The organism is Rhodoferax sp. OV413, from assembly GCF_900104385.1.
In the GTDB taxonomy this organism is placed as follows: domain Bacteria; phylum Pseudomonadota; class Gammaproteobacteria; order Burkholderiales; family Burkholderiaceae_C; genus Rhodoferax_B.
In genome coordinates this window covers 18,420-34,375 of sequence record NZ_FNJA01000011.1, presented here as the reverse complement: position 1 = coordinate 34,375, position 15,956 = coordinate 18,420, and the positions used below count along the sequence as shown (strand labels likewise).

Sequence of the window (15,956 nt, the reverse complement as noted above, 5' to 3'; positions counted from 1 at the left end):
AGCGCCCCGATTTCACCTCTTCGCAGCTATGGTATCCCCAGTGAAGCATGCCGGGTTTCACGGATTTTTTATACCTGGATGTTTGCACCGTAAGGTCGTTAAAAACGTAAGCTGCAAGCCACTCTCAGGACGAAGCCCTGTCCAGAATATCCCGTATCGTCCAGCTTATCCTGCGGGTTTTGCGGGATACATTACGTTAAGCAAAACTCGATGGCATTTTACAAACAACAATCAATGAAATCCGATGAAATCAAATTAGGGGTTTGCTTCCACGAGGCCGGTCATTGGGTCGTCGCGCGCAATCTTGATTTTAAGGTTGGCGAAGTAAGGATAAAAATAATAAAAGACGGAGAAAATATTGGCCACTACGGGTCGTCAAAAATATTTCCAAGGCTTAACTCCAACCCAACGCAATTTATTGAAAAATATCTAAAAAATAGAATTGCCGTTTTGTTTGCTGGTGTTATTGCTCAAACTTTGACAATAACAAACAAAGACGCAAACACTGCCGAAGGTTTGCTGCGCACCGATGGTTCAGACGACTACAAAACAATCACTGAGTTGCTTTTTATTCTACGAGGCGTATGCCACCCTGACGAAGCAGAAGAGCTGGATGACACGCAAATATTGAAACTTCAAAAAGAGTGCTGGGAGCATTCAGACAAAATTATTCAGTCAATGAGAGGTGATATAGAAGCCTTGGCTCATAAAATGGCTAATGAGATTGCGTGCATAAATAAGGAATATATTTTTAATCATAATAAATTGACTGGTTGGCTGCCTAACTCGTCGCTAAACTCGGACGCGCCGCCAGATGGCGGCGCGCTAACATGTTATACCCCTAGGGAAATTGCAGAATGAAAATTATCGCACCGTGTATGGAATGCCAAAAAGAACTGGGGCATCCGTCATTCGAGCCGATATTTTCAGATTATTATGAGGAGGCAGTGGCTTATATAGAGTGCTCCAGAGGACATAAATCTGCAGTTCTACTGCAAAGCCAAAAATTCGAAATTCTACTTGAGTCAGCTGCAAACGCACTTCTTGAGGGCTATACGATTGAGGCAGCGTCAAGTCTCTCGGCAGCTTACGAAAGGTTTTTTGAGTTTTCGATTAAAGTCTTTTGTAAAAAGAACGTAATCACCAAGCAGGCTCTTGAAGAAACATTTAAGCAAGTATCAAAACAGTCCGAGCGCCAAATCGGAGGCTTTCTTTTTCTTCATCTAATAACCTTTGGTAGCAACTACGTGCTCAGCAAGAAAATTCCAGAATTAAGGAACAAGGTAGTCCATCAAGGCTACATACCAACGCCAGAAGAAGTAATAGCCTTTGGAGAGCAAATTTATCAAGAAATCTACTCAATAACTCAACTCCTAAAATCCAGCATGCAGAGCGAAATGCAACAGGTCATCATGGATGACCTCCAATCAAAGAACGAGAAAATTCCGCCACAAACACCCCGCGCAACATCCACTGGCGCAATGTTTTTTTCTTTATCCATGGCCGAGCAAAAAAGAGACTTTCACGAGGCTCTTGCTTCTTACAAGGATGCTAAGGAAATGATTTTTGGCTCCGTGCCATACATGAAATTGCTTAACAAGGCAGTTTCGCTATATTCAACATTGCGTGGCGCGGGGTATAAACCATAATTTAACTGAACCTGCGCGAAAAGCCGCGCAGTCCAGTTAATTCAGACGCTGAGCGTCCGCTTTCTCAAACAGTCACTGACTGGTATTGGCCGTATTCTGCCGCACAACCGACAGTCGAAATGGGCTCGAAGCAGTCCCTCCAGTTTCTCAAATGCGGACTGTCAAATCGGAAGGCCGGCATGCTTACAGTCCAAGTTCGGCCACTCGCATATGACGTCGAGGCCCTGATGGAAACCTCTTGCTCTCATCGGAAACTTACAGCCACAAAAGTAGTTTTTTATAAAACAACTACTTAGCTAGCTTTTTTTTGACTTGTATTAGCTACATAAGTATTGTTAGTCTAAGAAATACTACCAAAGTAGCCATGAAAAGCCATTCCGAAGTCGCCCAGCTGCTACGCCAACAAATGCGCAGCCATGGCATCACCCAGGCCGAACTGTCCGCCAGCGCGGGCCTGCCGCCCCGCACATTGCAGCTCATGCTCAACGGTTCGCGCGACTACCGCCTCGGCACGCTCTTAGCCGTGGCAGACCGACTGGGGCTGGAGATGGTTCTGGTACCCAAGTCGGTAGCGTCCGCGGTGCATGCGGGCAGCGTGACCGAGCCGGCCGTCAAGTCCGTGGTTCAGGCTGCGCTGGAGCGCGCGACAGTGCCTGGCGTCTGTGCCGAGGAGCCCCGTCTATGAACGTCAAAGCCTTGGCCATCTTCCTCGGAGGTATGGATGCCGCCCACCGCATCGGTGTACTGTTTCAGTACCACCTGGCCCACGATGCGGTCACTACCCGATTCGTGGCGGATGAGGGCTTCGCCACCAACCCTGCGGGCCTTTTGCTAAGCTCGAGTCTGCGTGTGGCCAACCCCGAAGCACAGCGCACCCTCTGGGCGGACATCACCTCGCGGCTGCTCAACGGCAGGTTCTCGAACCGCAACGGTTGGTTGCTGCCTGCGCTTTTTCAGAACCTGTTGCCCGAAGGTGTCTTTCGGGACCGTATAGCCGAACTGCGTGCTTGTGACCCGAAGGACCATTTCGAGATTCTTGCAGCCTGCGGCAAAGACCTGCCCGGCTTTGTTTACGCGCTACCCGTGGACCTGGACCGGGACACGCTCAACCGCTACATCACCCAGAACCAGGATGCCCTGGAGATGTCTGTTACGGCTGAACCCCTTGAAGAAGGCGTGTCTCTGTCCGGTGTGCAGCCCAAGGTGGCGGTCACCTTGAAGGACGGCCGCTATGTTGCACGCACAAAGACCGGCGAGGCGCACATCATCGCCAAGTTGCCTGTGGTCGGCCAGCCGCAGTTGCCTGAGCTTGAGCACCTTTCACTTCAACTGGCAGGTGCCGCTGGCGTGAACGTCTGCGAAGCCCGGCTGGCGCCCCTTGCCTTGCTGGCGGTCGAGCATGGTTATGACATGGACGAAACGGATGCCCAGACACTGTTCCTGGCTGTGAACCGCTATGACCGAGACGGCCCCGGCCGTGTGCACTGCGAGGATTTTGCGCAGGTCCTGGGTGTATGGCCGGAGGACAAGTACCGGGAAGCGAGTTATACCCAGGTTGCCCTGGTGCTGAACGCTTTGTTCGGCGAGAAAGGCGTCGCCGAACTGCTGCGCCGTTTGCTCGTCAACGAGTTGCTCGGCAATCCTGACATGCACCTGAAAAACATCGGCCTGCGCTACCCCGATGGCCACCACCCCGAGCTGCCCGGCGCTTATGACATCGTTGGCTACTCGGCCTACGCCAAGCGAGTGGGCCACGCGCTGCACTTGCTGCCGCCCGACACACCAGGGGTCAAGCCAAAGCTCAAGGCGGAGCCTGGCATCGCCACGCCTGGCAAACCCCAGCTTTCGCCCGCGGTACTACGCCAGTTTTGCGCCATCCTAGGACTACCTGAAAAGCCGATGGCAGCGGTCCTGCGCAAGGTCATTGCTGCGGCGGTCGTTAAGTGGCCTGACATGATTGCCGCCTCCGGTATCACCGACCAAATGAAGAGCAATCTTTCGGCGCACTTTCGTTCACACCAGATGGTGCAGTCATTCGAAAAGCGCGCAAGCAGAGTTGCAGCTGCTTAATACCGCTGAGTCATCAACTTGGGTGCTTTTTTTTATCGGTAGCAGGTGTCAATAAGCTGTTGGCCAAAACACTTTGAAATCAAATGCCTATGTCGATTTCGAGCAGCCAAGAGGGAATATTAGGCGGAGGGGGCCGTTGCTTGGGCCAGTCGCCTCTCGAGCGGCAACATGTCGGCTAGCACCAATTCAGCGTGTTCCAGCCAGTCCATATCCCTCTGCAAAATTGGCTGTTTGCTGGTAGCGAACCGCCCCCGAACGTGGTCAAGATATTGCCGGACCGCCTCGCATCTGTGCCAGAGCGCAGCTTCGTCGAATAACTGCTGCCGGAAGGCCTGCTCTTCCTTGAGGCGCCTGGCGGCCTCATCACGCTTACGGGCAGCCTCCTCGCGCAAGCGCTCCTGTTCCGCCCATTCGAGCTTGCGCTGAATGATTGCCTTGGCGGCGTCCACCAGACTCAGGATGAAACCACCCAGCTTGCCCTCCATGGACTGCCGTGCTGTATCAGACCACCGCTTTTGTCCGTCGAACCACTCCTCGATTTCAAAGGTGAGACGGCCTGTCAGATGGTATCTGTACGTCTTGGTGTAGTCCCATTCGTACTTGCTGTTCTGCACTTTGGTTTCCGACCGGGTGTACGCCTCAATAACCCGCATCCTGACCGTGGTGCCCTCGTACTCGACCACCAATGGGGAGTGGCCGCCCGCGCTGGTCAGCCTGGCATTGAGCTGCGGCAATGCCACTTCGATGGCGTGCAGCATGCGAACAGTCCTAGAAACCGAATCGGGACTGACCGCGCAATTGAATGCGCTAGACCCAGCGCAGGCCACCAACCCACGAGCGTCAGGCTTGGCCGCCAACAGTGCTTTGTGGGTCTGTGCGGCAATGGGCCCGAGGTCTATTGCCTTGTCAGGAACCGTGAAGTCCAACTCGGGGACCTTGGTGGCCAAGGCCTGCACATCCGGCATGGCTGGCATATGGAATCGATTGGAATTCGCCTCAAAAACCAATTCTTTGGCCTCTAAAGGTGGCAGTGCTGGCTGCGACACGGCCTTCCCATGCTGTACTTTCATCCAATGCCCAACTGGCGGCAGCGGTATGTGATTCTTCCTGCAAACCTTGGCCAGGCCTACGTCAGAAATGCCGAATTCTTTTGCCAGGGTTCGAACCGGTGTCGCCCAAACCCGGCGATAAAGCTCTTCACGTGAGATTTTCATGTCCGAGTGGCCCCTTGCGTGACAACCAGTTGCCTGAATGTACTGGCAGCGTCGCCCAGATTACACGCCTACATGGTGCGTTTTGCATTTATGAGCGCCAGCTCCGACCGCTGAGGCTCACTAATTTCAACAGGCGTTTTCGAGAGCAGAACTTTAATGTCATTTCAGTTTTCAATCAGTTTTTACTGGAGCAAGGTTTTAATGTCACTCCAAAATTGTGAAAGTGAAAAAATCCTTATAAATCAACGACATCCCGGAGCAGAACTTTAATGTAAGCCACCAGCGTTCGATGGCGCCCTGGTCGCCCACCACCAGCGCCGCCAGCACCCCGGCCAGGCGCCGGTCCGCCACCTGCTGGTAGATCGCATCGCGCACCGCCTGGCGGGCCTGCTCCACCGGGTGCTGCCAGGTGCGCGCCAAGCGCTGCGGAGCCGCATCCTTGGGGCCGGCGCGCACGTAGCCGGTGGCCTGCACGCCCTGCTCCCACAGCCAGAGTTCAAAGTCGAAGCCATGCGGATTGCGGCCACCATGCGGAGCCTTCAGGCGCACCGTCATTTGCCAGCGCTCGCCGGCGCGCAGTGCATCGGGCTGGCGCTGCAACTCCAGCAGTTGCGCACTGCCACCCCAGCCCGAAGCCAGCACGCCGCCGTACCAAGCCAGGTCAATGCGCGGTGGAACCACCACCGGCTGGCCATCGACCTGCGCCGACTCGATCTGCAAGCGAAACCGCAGCCCCGTGTCGCTGGGCTGTGGCATGGCCGCGACAAGTCCAACCACGGCCACGTCGCGTCCTTCCAGATCGGGCGCCAACGCGGTCTGCAAAAAATAGCCGGCGCGCAGACCGCACGATCCCCAGGCCAGCAGCAAACCGCAGAGCAAAGCCGGCAGCCAGCGCCTGCGATGGAATCGAATAGCTATTCTTTTAATAGCTGCTAGCGCAATCAGAATCAGCGCTAGCAGCACAAATCCTATATAAACCCAGGGCGGCCACAAGGCCGGCTGCGCCACCTGCAGCGCAGTGCCCAGCAGCCAGCCCAACAAACCAGGGGCTAGCCAGGCAACACGTTTGATCTCCGAGGGCCAGAGGTTTTGCATCAAGTTATGTCCAAGTCGCCATGCCTTAGTCATGTTTCATGGCTCAGGACTTGCTAGTATGCGTGCAGTCCCTGGCGTTGCTAGGACATCTTTTTCGAAGCTTCCAAGAGACACCTACATGTCCATCCATGCCGCACTGAACCACGTTACGCACTACAAGTACGACCGACCGGTCAACCTCGGCCCCCAAGTCATTCGACTCCGTCCCGCACCGCACTGCCGCAGCAATGTCATCTCTTACTCGCTGAAGATCGAGCCCGCCAACCATTTTGTGAACTGGCAGCAAGACCCGTTCGCCAACTACCAGGCCCGCCTGGTGTTCCCCGAGAAGACCACCGAATTCAAGGTCACCGTCGACCTGGTGGTCGAAATGGCGGTCTACAACCCGTTCGACTACTTCCTGGAGCCCGAGGCCCAGAACTTCCCGTTCCAGTACAAAGAAGGCCTGAAGGAAGAGCTCTCGCCCTATCTGGTCACCGAGCCGGCCACACCGATGGTGCAGGCCTACCTCGACAAACTCGACCTGAAGACCCAGCCGACGAATGATTTCCTGGTGGCTATCAACCAGCAGATCCAGCACGACATCAAGTACCTGATCCGCATGGAACCCGGCGTGCAGACGCCCGAAGAAACGCTGGAAAAAGCCAGTGGCTCCTGCCGCGATTCCGGCTGGCTGCTGGTGCAACTGTTACGCCACTGCGGACTGGCCGCGCGCTTCGTCTCCGGCTACCTGATCCAGCTGACCCCCGACGTAAAAGCACTCGACGGCCCCAGCGGAACTACCGTCGACTTCACCGACCTGCACGCCTGGTGCGAAGTCTTCCTGCCGGGCGCCGGCTGGGTCGGCCTGGACGCCACCTCCGGCCTGTTCGCAGGCGAAGGCCACATCCCGCTGGCCTGCACACCCCAGCCCTCCAGCGCTGCACCAATTGAAGGCGGCGTGGACAAGGCCGAGGTCGAGTTCGAACACCACATGCAGGTCACGCGCCTGTACGAATCGCCACGCGTCACCAAGCCCTATACCGACGAACAATGGGCCGACATCCAGGTGCTGGGCCACAAGGTGGACGACGAACTGGTCGCTGGCGACGTACGCCTGACCATGGGCGGCGAGCCCACCTTTGTGGCGGTGAACGACCGCGATGCAGCCGAATGGAATACCGACGCGCTCGGCCCCACGAAGCGCGGCTTCGCCACCGAGCTGGTGCAAAAGCTACGCGACCAGTATGGCCAGGGCGGCTTTCTGCACTTCGGCCAGGGCAAGTGGTACCCGGGCGAACAACTGCCACGCTGGGCGCTGAACATCTTCTGGCGTGCCGACGGCCAGCCCGTGTGGCGCAACCCCGCCCTGTTTGCCGACGAGCGCGTGGCATCGAACTACACCAGCGAAGACGCGCGCCGCTTCACCGAACGCCTGGCGCAAAACCTGGGCCTGAAGACCGACTACATCCTGCCCGGCCACGAGGACGTCTGGTACTACCTGTGGCGCGAACGCCGCCTGCCGGTGAATGTCGATCCGTTCGACTCCAAGCTCGGCGACGAGATGGAACGCGCGCGTCTGCGCCGCGTCTTCGAACAAAAGTTGGATGCGGTGGTCGGCTATGTGCTGCCGGTCAAGCCCGCCGATGGCCCGCGCCTGGCCGGCCCGGTGTGGACCACCGGCCCCTGGTTCCTGCGCGACGAGCGCATGTACCTGATGCCCGGCGACTCGCCCATGGGCTTGCGCCTGCCGCTGGATTCGCTGCCCTGGGTCAGCGAAGCCGACTACCCCTACATGATCGAGCAAGACCCGTCCATACCCCGCGATGGCCTGCCCGAATCCTCTTCGATGTATGCCCGCTACGCGAACCGCGCAGCGGCGCGCGCTGCCGGCTTCACCAGCAGTGCCACCGCCGTGGGCGGCCCGCTGCGCCCGGGCAAGGCAGCAGACTCGATTCCGACGCTGACCGAGCGCGCCAACCTGCCCTACCAGGCCGGCGTCAACCCACAGCCCGAAGCCTTGCGCCAACGCCAGGATGGCGCCGCCCGTTCCATCGGCGACACCCCGCCGCTGGCCAGCGCCCATTCGCCGCTGCAAACCGAGCCAGCCAGCTTCACCCGCGCTCCGGCGCGCAACGAGTCGGCCTACTGGGTGGGCCGCACCGCCTTGTGCGTCGAAGTGCGCGACCCGCGCCGCGCCAGCGGCCCCAAGGCCGAAGCCATCGGCACCAAGTCCGGCGTGCTGTATATCTTCATGCCGCCACTGGAGCTGCTGGAAGACTACCTGGAGCTGCTGGCAGCGATTGAAAACACCGCCGAGCAACTGGGCGTCAAGCTGGTCATCGAAGGCTACCCGCCCCCGCGCGACCCGCGCCTGAAGCTGCTGGCCGTCACCCCCGACCCCGGCGTCATCGAAGTCAACGTGCACCCCGTGACCACCTGGGGCGAGCTGGTGGACAACACCGAGTTCCTGTACAACGCCGCCTTCGAATCGCGCCTGAGCGCCGAAAAGTTCATGACCGACGGCCGCCACATCGGCACCGGCGGTGGCAACCACTTTGTGATGGGTGGCGCCACGCCTTCCGAGAGCCCGTTCCTGCGCAAGCCGGAGCTGCTGACCAGCCTGCTGGTCTACTGGCACAACCACCCGTCCCTGAGCTATTTGTTCAGCGGCATGTTCGTCGGCCCAACCAGCCAGTCGCCCCGCGTCGACGAAGCCCGTAACGACCAGCTGTACGAGTTGGAAATCGCCGTCGAGCAGGTCGCCAAGAACCGCGAGAAATACGGCCAGGAGATGCCGCCGTGGATCGTCGACCGCACGCTGCGCAACATCCTGATCGATGCCACCGGCAACACCCACCGCAGCGAGTTCTCCATCGACAAGATGTACTCGCCCGACAGCGCCACCGGCCGCCTGGGCCTGCTGGAGTTCCGCGCGTTCGAAATGCCGCCACACGCCCGCATGAGCATTGCCCAGCAACTGCTGCTGCGCGCCCTGGTGGCCCGCTTCTGGAAGACGCCGTACCAGGCGCCCGCGACCCGCTGGGGCACCGAGCTGCACGACCGCTTCATGCTGCCGACTTTCATCGAGATGGACTTCAACGATGTCATCGCCGAGATGAACATGGCCGGCTACGCGTTCGACAAAAGCTGGTTTTCCCCGCACCTGGAGTTCCGCTTCCCGCTGGTTGGCGATGTGAAGACACACGGCATGGAGCTGACCCTGCGCAACGCGCTGGAACCCTGGCACGTGCTGGGCGAGGAAAGCACCTCCAGCGGCACCGCCCGCTATGTTGATTCCTCGCTGGAACGCATGGAAGTCCGCGTCACCGGCTTCAACCAGAGCCGCTATGTGGTCACCTGCAATGGCCGGGCGATTCCGCTGCAGCCCACCGGCACCACCGGCGAGTTCGTAGCCGGCGTGCGTTACCGCGCCTGGAACCCGCCATCGGCACTGCACCCCACCATCGGCATCCACGCACCGCTGACCTTCGATATCGTCGATACCTGGATGAAGCACTCGGTCGGTGGCTGCCAGTATTTCGTCACCCACCCCGGTGGCTTGAGCTACGACACCTTCCCGGTAAATGCCTACACGGCCGAAAGCCGACGCCTGTCGCGCTTCAGCCGCATGGGCCACACGCCGGGCGTGATGAGCGTGCCGCCGGCAACCATCAATGTGCCGGGCAGCCGGGAGTTTCCGTTCACCCTCGACTTGCGGCGGTGAGCGGCATGCCGCTCAACCGGCGGCCTGCACTTGGAGAGGGAGAAGCGGTATTTGTGCGCGCCGGGTTGTCCATATCTGATGTGACAATCGGGTGAATCGTGGAAAACCTGAACCTACCCCCTTTTCAAATGCCGCCTTCGGAGGACCCCCGCGCGCTCGCATTGGCGCTGGCCCGGCCGGCCATGGCCGGGCATTTTGACGAGCTGCTGGGCCAGTCGCGGCCGGCCGATACCTGGCTGCTGCCCAAGCCGCCGGCCGAGCGCACACCGCTGGCCACCGAATGGAACCAGTTCTTTGAACACCTGGGTGCCAGTGGTTTTGCCGACCTGAACCACCGCACCGAGCAACTGCAGCGCCAGATCCATGACAACGGCGTAACCTACAACGTCTACGCCGATGCCGACAACCCGCAGCGCCCCTGGTCACTCGACCTGTTCCCGCTGATCGTCTCACCCGAAAGCTGGCAAAAGATCGAGGCCGGTGTGCTGCAGCGGGTGCAGGTGCTCGACCGGGTGTTGGCCGATATTTACGGCCCGCAGCAGCTACTGGCGCGCGGCTTGCTGCCGCCCGCCCTGGTGCAAGGCCACCCCGGCTACCTGCGCTCCATGCACGGCGTGCAGCCCCTGGGCAGCACGCATCTGCACGTCACCGCCTTCGACCTGGCCCGCGGGCCCGACGGCAACTGGTGGGTGGTGTCGCAGCGCACCCAGGCCCCGTCCGGACTCGGCTATCTGCTGGAAAACCGGCTGTCGATCTCGCGGCTATTCCCGCAGGCGTTTGAGGCCATGCACATCCAACGCCTGGCCGCGACCTACCGGGCCCTGGTGGATGGCCTCAAGCGCATGAGCCCGGCCGGCAAGGATGCGCACATCGCCCTGCTGACCCCCGGCCCCTACAACGAAACCTATTTCGAACACGCCTACCTAGCCCGCTACCTCGGCCTGACCCTGGTCGAAGGCAGCGACCTGACGGTACGCGACCAGCGCCTGTACCTGAAGACACTGAAGGGCCTGGAGCCGGTGCACGGCCTGCTCAAGCGCCTGGACGACCAGTTCCTAGACCCGCTGGAACTGCGGCCCGACTCACGCCTGGGAGTTCCCGGCCTGATGCAGGTAATCCGCGCCGGCAATCTGGTGATGGCCAACCCACCAGGTTCGGCCTTTCTGGAATCCCCGGCGCTGCTGGGCTTTCTGCCGGCTTTGTCCCGGCACTTGCTGAACCAGGAACTGCTGCTGCCCGCCCTGCCCACCTGGTGGTGCGGCGAACGCGCGGCTTCCGAAGCCGCCCTGCCCGAGCTGGCCAACTGCGTGATCAAGCCGACCTACCAGGGGGCGGCCAGCCGCCAGGCTTTTGACGCAGTGCTGGGCCGCACCCTGTCGCGCCGCGAACTCGACGAATGGGCGGGCCGCATCCTGCGCCAGGGCGACGAATACACGGTGCAAGCCTATCTGCCGCTGTCGCAAATGCCGACCTGGAGCGCGCAGCCAAACCAGCCGGCGCGCATCGCCCCGCGCTCGATGATGCTGCGGGTGTTTGCCGTGTCCGACGGGCCGCAGTCCTGGCGGGTATTGCCCGGCGGACTAGCGCGCATGGTCAATGTGCGTGACAGCGTGGCATCTATGCAGCGCGGCGGCAGCAGTGCCGACGTGTGGGTGCAAACCCAGGGCGAAGTCGACCGCACCACCTTGCTGCAGGCCAGCCTGTCGCCCGAGCTGGTCACCCGGCGCAGCCACCGCGTCACCAGCCGCGCCGCCGAAAACCTATTCTGGCTGGGCCGCTATGCCGAGCGCACCGAAAACAGCCTGCGCCTGGCCCGCGTCACCCTCGAGGGCCTGAGCGGCGAAGACCAGACCTCGACGCCTTTCCTGGTCTGGCTGCACGATATGGCCACCCGCCACGGCCTGGTGCTGGCGGCCGTGCCATCGCCGCTGCAGGCACGCCGGGTGTTCGAGCGCTCGCTGATCGCCGGCCTGGCCGATCCGGCCGCCGTGCCCAGCGTGGGCTATAACCTGCGGGCCATCAAACAGTCGGCCGCCACCTTGCGCGAGCGACTGTCGCAAGAGCACTGGAACGTGATCGTGCGCGCCGAAGACAAGTTCTTCAGCCGCTGCGCCAAGAATGCCAAGGACGGCGACTTTTCGCCCATGGAAGCACTGCGCGTGCTGGAAGCCACCAGCACCCACCTGGCCGCCATGACCGGCGCACAGACCGACCGCATGACCCGCGACGACGGCTGGCGCCTGCTCAGCATCGGCCGGCACATCGAGCGCCTGGGCTTCTTGTCCACCGCGCTGGCGCGCGGCTTCAAAGCCGGCTCGCTGGCCAATACCGGTGGCTTCGAGGCCATGGTGGCGCTGTTCGACAGCACCATTACCTTCCACTCGCAGTACCAGCAAAGCCGCGACGTGGCGGCGCTGGTTGATCTGCTGGTGCTGGACCGCGACAACCCGCGCTCTCTGGCCTGGGTTGCACACACCTTGCGCGGCCGGCTGGCCAAGCTGGCGGGCAGCCCGCCCGGCGAGCTCAGCCCGATGTCGAACCGGGTGCTGTCCCCCGCCGACTGGGACCTGGCCGAACTCTGCAGCGTCGACGCCCAGGGCAACTACCGGGTGCTGACCGACCTTTTGGCGCAGTGCACGCAATGCGCGTATGCAGTGTCCGACGAAATCAGCGCCACCTACTTCACCCATTCACGGGACGCAAAGAAGAGCCTGGGGGCCTGAGTTTCAGCTTGCGCGGCGCCCAAATATGGGGCCGCTGCCCCGCCCTGGGGGCGCCGCACAAGTCGTGTTAAGGTTGGTTTGCCATGCAGCTAGAAATCACCCACGAAACCCATTACGCCTACCAGCCTGCGGTGGAAACCGCGCAGCATGTGGCGCATTTGCGCCCGCCCAGCACGGCGCACCAGCAGCTGCTGAGTCATACGCTGAAGATCGGCCCCACGCCCAGCCAGCTGACCCAGTCGCTCGACGTATACGGCAACCTGTGTTCGTTCTTCTCGCTGCAGGCGGTTCACGAACACCTGAGCGTGGTCGCCCGCAGCCTGGTACGCACCAGCGAGCCCATCTGGGCCCAGAGCGCGCTGACCTGGGAGCAGGTGCGCGAACGCTTTCGCTACCGGGCCGGCGCCCAGTTCAATGCCGCGGCCGAATTTGTATTTGCCTCGCCTTATGTACCGCGCCATCCCGACTTTGCGGCCTACGCCCGGCCCAGCTTCGGCCCCGGCGTGCCATTGCTGGCTGCAGCCCAGAACCTGATGGAGCGCATCTACACCGACTTCACCTATTCGTCGGAAAGCACCGAGGTCAACACCCCGGCCGTTGAAGCACTGGCGCTGCGCAAGGGCGTGTGCCAGGATTTCGCCCACATCATGGTCGCCTGCCTGCGCGCCATGGGTTTGCCGGCGCGCTATGTCAGCGGCTATTTGCTGACCCACCCGGCGCCAGGCCAACCCCGGCTGATCGGCAGCGACGCCTCGCACGCATGGGCCTCGGTCTATGTGCCGGACCAGACCGGCGACCTGGGCTGGTGCGACTTCGACCCGACCAATAACCGCACCCCGGGCGAAGACTATGTGACCCTGGCCACCGGGCGCGACTACTCCGATGTGTCGCCCATGCGTGGCGTGATCCACGGTGGCGCCAGCCACACCCTGAGCGTGGCCGTGACGGTGATGCCGCTGGAGCCAGTGGCCGCAGCGCCGGAGCGCCCGGGCGATGCCAGCCAAAGCCAGCGTAGCGGTGATGCATCCTCGTCTCAATCCCAAAGCCAAAGCCAAGCCAGCAACTGGTCGCCACCGCCGATGCAGTGGCAATAGGCTGCAGCCAGCATCTGCTATTGAAATAGTAGCTGCTTGCGCAATACCCCTATGCGGCAACCGCCGTTTTTATCTATAAAAGGAATCGCCATGGACGTGTACGCAAAACTCAAAGAACTGAATATCACCCTGCCCCCCGTAGCGGTACCCGTGGCGGCCTATGTGCCGTTTGTGCGCACCGGCAACCTGGTGTTCCTCAGCGGCCACGTGGCCAAGAAAGACGGCAAACCCTGGGTCGGACAGTTCGGCAAAGACATGACGACCGCCGAAGGCCCGGCCGCGGCCCGCGCCATCGCCATCGACTTGCTGGGTACCTTGCATGCCGCCGTGGGCGACCTCAACAAGATCACCCGCATCGTCAAGCTCATGTCCCTGGTCAATTCGACGTCCGATTACACCGAGCAGCATCTGGTGACCAATGGCGCCAGCGAGCTATTTGCCGAGGTGTTTGGCAAAGACGTAGGCGCCCATGCGCGCAGCGCCTTCGGCGTGGCCCAGGTGCCTATGGGCTGCTGCGTGGAAATCGACCTGATCGCCGAAGTCGGCTAAGCAGCCACTCAAGCGACCCGCTTAAAACAGCGGCTTGCTTAGAAGCTTTCCCACTCGCCTTCGCCTCCGGCGGGTACGGCAGCGGGTTTGGCCTTGGCCGTCGGTGCCGCCAGCGAACGGGCCACGGGGCCGGTTGCAGCTGGCCGCGCCGGAGCGGCTACCGGAGTGCGCTTCACCGCCGCCACTGGTGCATGCTTGATGGCGGGCGCCGCAACGGGCTTGGACACCGGCGCAACCGCCTTCTTCACACTCGCTGCAGGCCGGTGGACCGGCGCGCTGCGCATGGAGCTGTGCACTTTAAACACCGACACCGCTGCAGCCAGCTGCGTGGCCTGCTCGCGCATGCTGCTGGCGGCGGCCGCGCTTTCCTCGACCAAGGCCGAGTTCTGCTGCGTCATCTGGTCCAGGTTCACCACCGCACGGTTGATCTCGCCGATGCCCGAGCTTTGCTCGGTGGCAGCAGCGGAAATCTCACCCACGATATCGGTGACGCGCTTCACCGACTGCATGATGTCGGTCATGGTGGTACCGGCTTCGGCCACCAGCCGGGCGCCGGACTCGACTTTCTCGACCGAGGTGCCGATCAAGCCCTTGATCTCCTTGGCCGCCTGGGCGCTGCGCTGCGCGAGGCTGCGCACCTCGCTGGCCACCACTGCAAAGCCGCGGCCCTGCTCGCCCGCGCGGGCGGCTTCCACCGCGGCGTTCAATGCCAGGATATTGGTCTGGAACGCAATGCCGTCGATCACACCGATGATGTCTGAAATCTTGGTGCTGCTGGCGTTGATCTCTTCCATAGTGACCACCACCTGCTTGACCACATCGCCGCCCTTTTGCGCCACGCTGGAGGCGCTGGCCGCCAGGGTGCTGGCCTGGTGGGCGTTGTCGGCACTTTGGCGCACGGTCTGGGTCAGGTTGTCCATGGACGCCGCAGTTTCTTGCAGGTTGCTGGCAGTCTGCTCGGTGCGCGCCGCCAGGTCGTTGTTGCCGCTGGCGATCTCGGCACTGGCGGTGGCGATGCTGTCGGTACTTTCGCGCACCTGGTGCACCATGCGCCCCAGCGAACTGCTCATCGAGCCCAGGGAACGCAGCAGATCACCAAATTCGTCTTTGCGCGCCGACTCCAGCTGCATGCTGAGATCGCCCTCGGCAATCAGCGCCGCGGCCGAATTGGCCTGCTCCAATGGCTGCTGGATGCTGCGGATCAGCCAGTAGGCCCCGGCCAGCACACACAGCACCAGCAGCGCCAGCCCTGCGCTCACCAAGTTAAACAGCAGGGCACGGCCGTCCTTGGCATCGACCTCGGACTGGCGCAAGGACTGCTCCTGCATCTCCACAAACTTGCGCTGCTCCCCCAGGTAAGCGGTGACGGCCGACTTGACCTCGCCCTGCAACAGCGCCAGGGCTTCCTCGGCCTTGCCATCTTTCTTCAGCTGCTGGGCCCGGGCCCGGCTGTCCAGCACCAGCTTGCGGCTGGTGGCAATTTTTTCCAGCTGCGCTTTGTCAGCATCGCTCAAAGCACTGTCGGCAATGCTCTTCTGGATTTCCGTGATCTGGGCACTGGTGGCCGTAGTCGGGTCCTTGAAGGTGGACGCCACCACCGGGTCGGTGCTCAGCAGGGAGGCTTCCGCCCGCACGGCATTCAGTGCCGTCAGCCCCGACCACTTGGTCGACTGCATGACCCGCTGGACCATGGCGCTTTGTTCTGCCGAGCTTTCTGCTTCCAGCTTGGCGAGCCTGAAGCTCACCAAGCCGACCAGAACCAGCAGCGTCGTAACGATCACCCCGACTGCCAGCCAGAGCTTGGCAGCCACCCGCAGATTGCTGAAGTTCATGATTTCTCCTTGTGGTGCACGGAA

Annotated in this window: 11 protein-coding genes; 8 read left to right on the top strand and 3 right to left on the bottom strand. The window is 61.2% G+C overall.

All coding sequences use genetic code 11. From position 1 onward, the window contains the following. Window positions 1-210 precede the first annotated feature (210 nt). The 4 genes from BLT66_RS26610 to BLT66_RS25050 all read left to right on the top strand — a co-directional run bounded on the left by BLT66_RS26610 (window position 211) and on the right by BLT66_RS25050 (window position 3,719). Complete coding sequence (locus tag BLT66_RS26610) at window positions 211-861, top strand: zinc metalloprotease (RefSeq protein ID WP_143029292.1); 651 nt, start codon at window positions 211-213, stop codon at window positions 859-861. Continuing rightward, window positions 858-1,649 (top strand): hypothetical protein, encoded by a 792-nt coding sequence (locus BLT66_RS25060; RefSeq protein WP_143029291.1) that lies wholly within the window; start codon window positions 858-860, stop codon window positions 1,647-1,649. The genes BLT66_RS26610 and BLT66_RS25060 overlap by 4 nt, the downstream gene beginning before the upstream one ends. A 364-nt stretch (window positions 1,650-2,013) precedes the next feature. After that, window positions 2,014-2,334, top strand: coding sequence for a helix-turn-helix domain-containing protein (locus BLT66_RS25055; protein WP_092762461.1), 321 nt, complete (start codon window positions 2,014-2,016; stop codon window positions 2,332-2,334). Continuing rightward, window positions 2,331-3,719: a type II toxin-antitoxin system HipA family toxin gene (locus BLT66_RS25050; RefSeq protein ID WP_092762459.1), complete on the top strand. Its 1,389-nt coding sequence runs from the start codon at window positions 2,331-2,333 to the stop codon at window positions 3,717-3,719. The genes BLT66_RS25055 and BLT66_RS25050 overlap by 4 nt, the downstream gene beginning before the upstream one ends. A gap of 119 nt (window positions 3,720-3,838) precedes the next feature. Here the strand turns inward: BLT66_RS25050 and BLT66_RS25045 are convergent, their stop codons facing one another. Then, entirely contained in the window at window positions 3,839-4,933 is a 1,095-nt protein-coding gene (locus BLT66_RS25045; RefSeq protein ID WP_143029290.1) for a hypothetical protein, read from the bottom strand. A 204-nt stretch (window positions 4,934-5,137) separates the two neighbouring features. Then, window positions 5,138-6,028 carry a ComEC/Rec2 family competence protein gene (locus BLT66_RS25040; RefSeq protein WP_255407082.1) on the bottom strand — a complete coding sequence of 297 codons (891 nt, stop codon included), beginning with the start codon at window positions 6,026-6,028 and terminating at the stop codon, window positions 5,138-5,140. Between the two features lie 118 nt (window positions 6,029-6,146). Between BLT66_RS25040 and BLT66_RS25035 the strand changes: the two genes are divergently transcribed. The 4 genes from BLT66_RS25035 to BLT66_RS25020 all read left to right on the top strand — a co-directional run bounded on the left by BLT66_RS25035 (window position 6,147) and on the right by BLT66_RS25020 (window position 14,100). Beyond that, the gene (locus tag BLT66_RS25035; RefSeq protein ID WP_092762455.1) at window positions 6,147-9,734 is read left to right on the top strand and encodes a transglutaminase family protein; all 3,588 of its coding nucleotides are present in this window, start codon (window positions 6,147-6,149) and stop codon (window positions 9,732-9,734) included. Between the two features lie 128 nt (window positions 9,735-9,862). Next, the gene (locus BLT66_RS25030) at window positions 9,863-12,457 is read left to right on the top strand and encodes a circularly permuted type 2 ATP-grasp protein (protein ID WP_092762453.1); all 2,595 of its coding nucleotides are present in this window, start codon (window positions 9,863-9,865) and stop codon (window positions 12,455-12,457) included. 83 nt (window positions 12,458-12,540) lie between these two features. Then, window positions 12,541-13,551: a transglutaminase family protein gene (locus BLT66_RS25025; RefSeq protein ID WP_092762451.1), complete on the top strand. Its 1,011-nt coding sequence runs from the start codon at window positions 12,541-12,543 to the stop codon at window positions 13,549-13,551. A 90-nt stretch (window positions 13,552-13,641) separates the two neighbouring features. After that, window positions 13,642-14,100 carry a RidA family protein gene (locus BLT66_RS25020; RefSeq protein ID WP_092762449.1) on the top strand — a complete coding sequence of 153 codons (459 nt, stop codon included), beginning with the start codon at window positions 13,642-13,644 and terminating at the stop codon, window positions 14,098-14,100. Between the two features lie 38 nt (window positions 14,101-14,138). Here the strand turns inward: BLT66_RS25020 and BLT66_RS25015 are convergent, their stop codons facing one another. Continuing rightward, window positions 14,139-15,932, bottom strand: coding sequence for a methyl-accepting chemotaxis protein (locus tag BLT66_RS25015; protein WP_092762447.1), 1,794 nt, complete (start codon window positions 15,930-15,932; stop codon window positions 14,139-14,141). Between the last annotated feature and the right edge of the window lie 24 nt (window positions 15,933-15,956).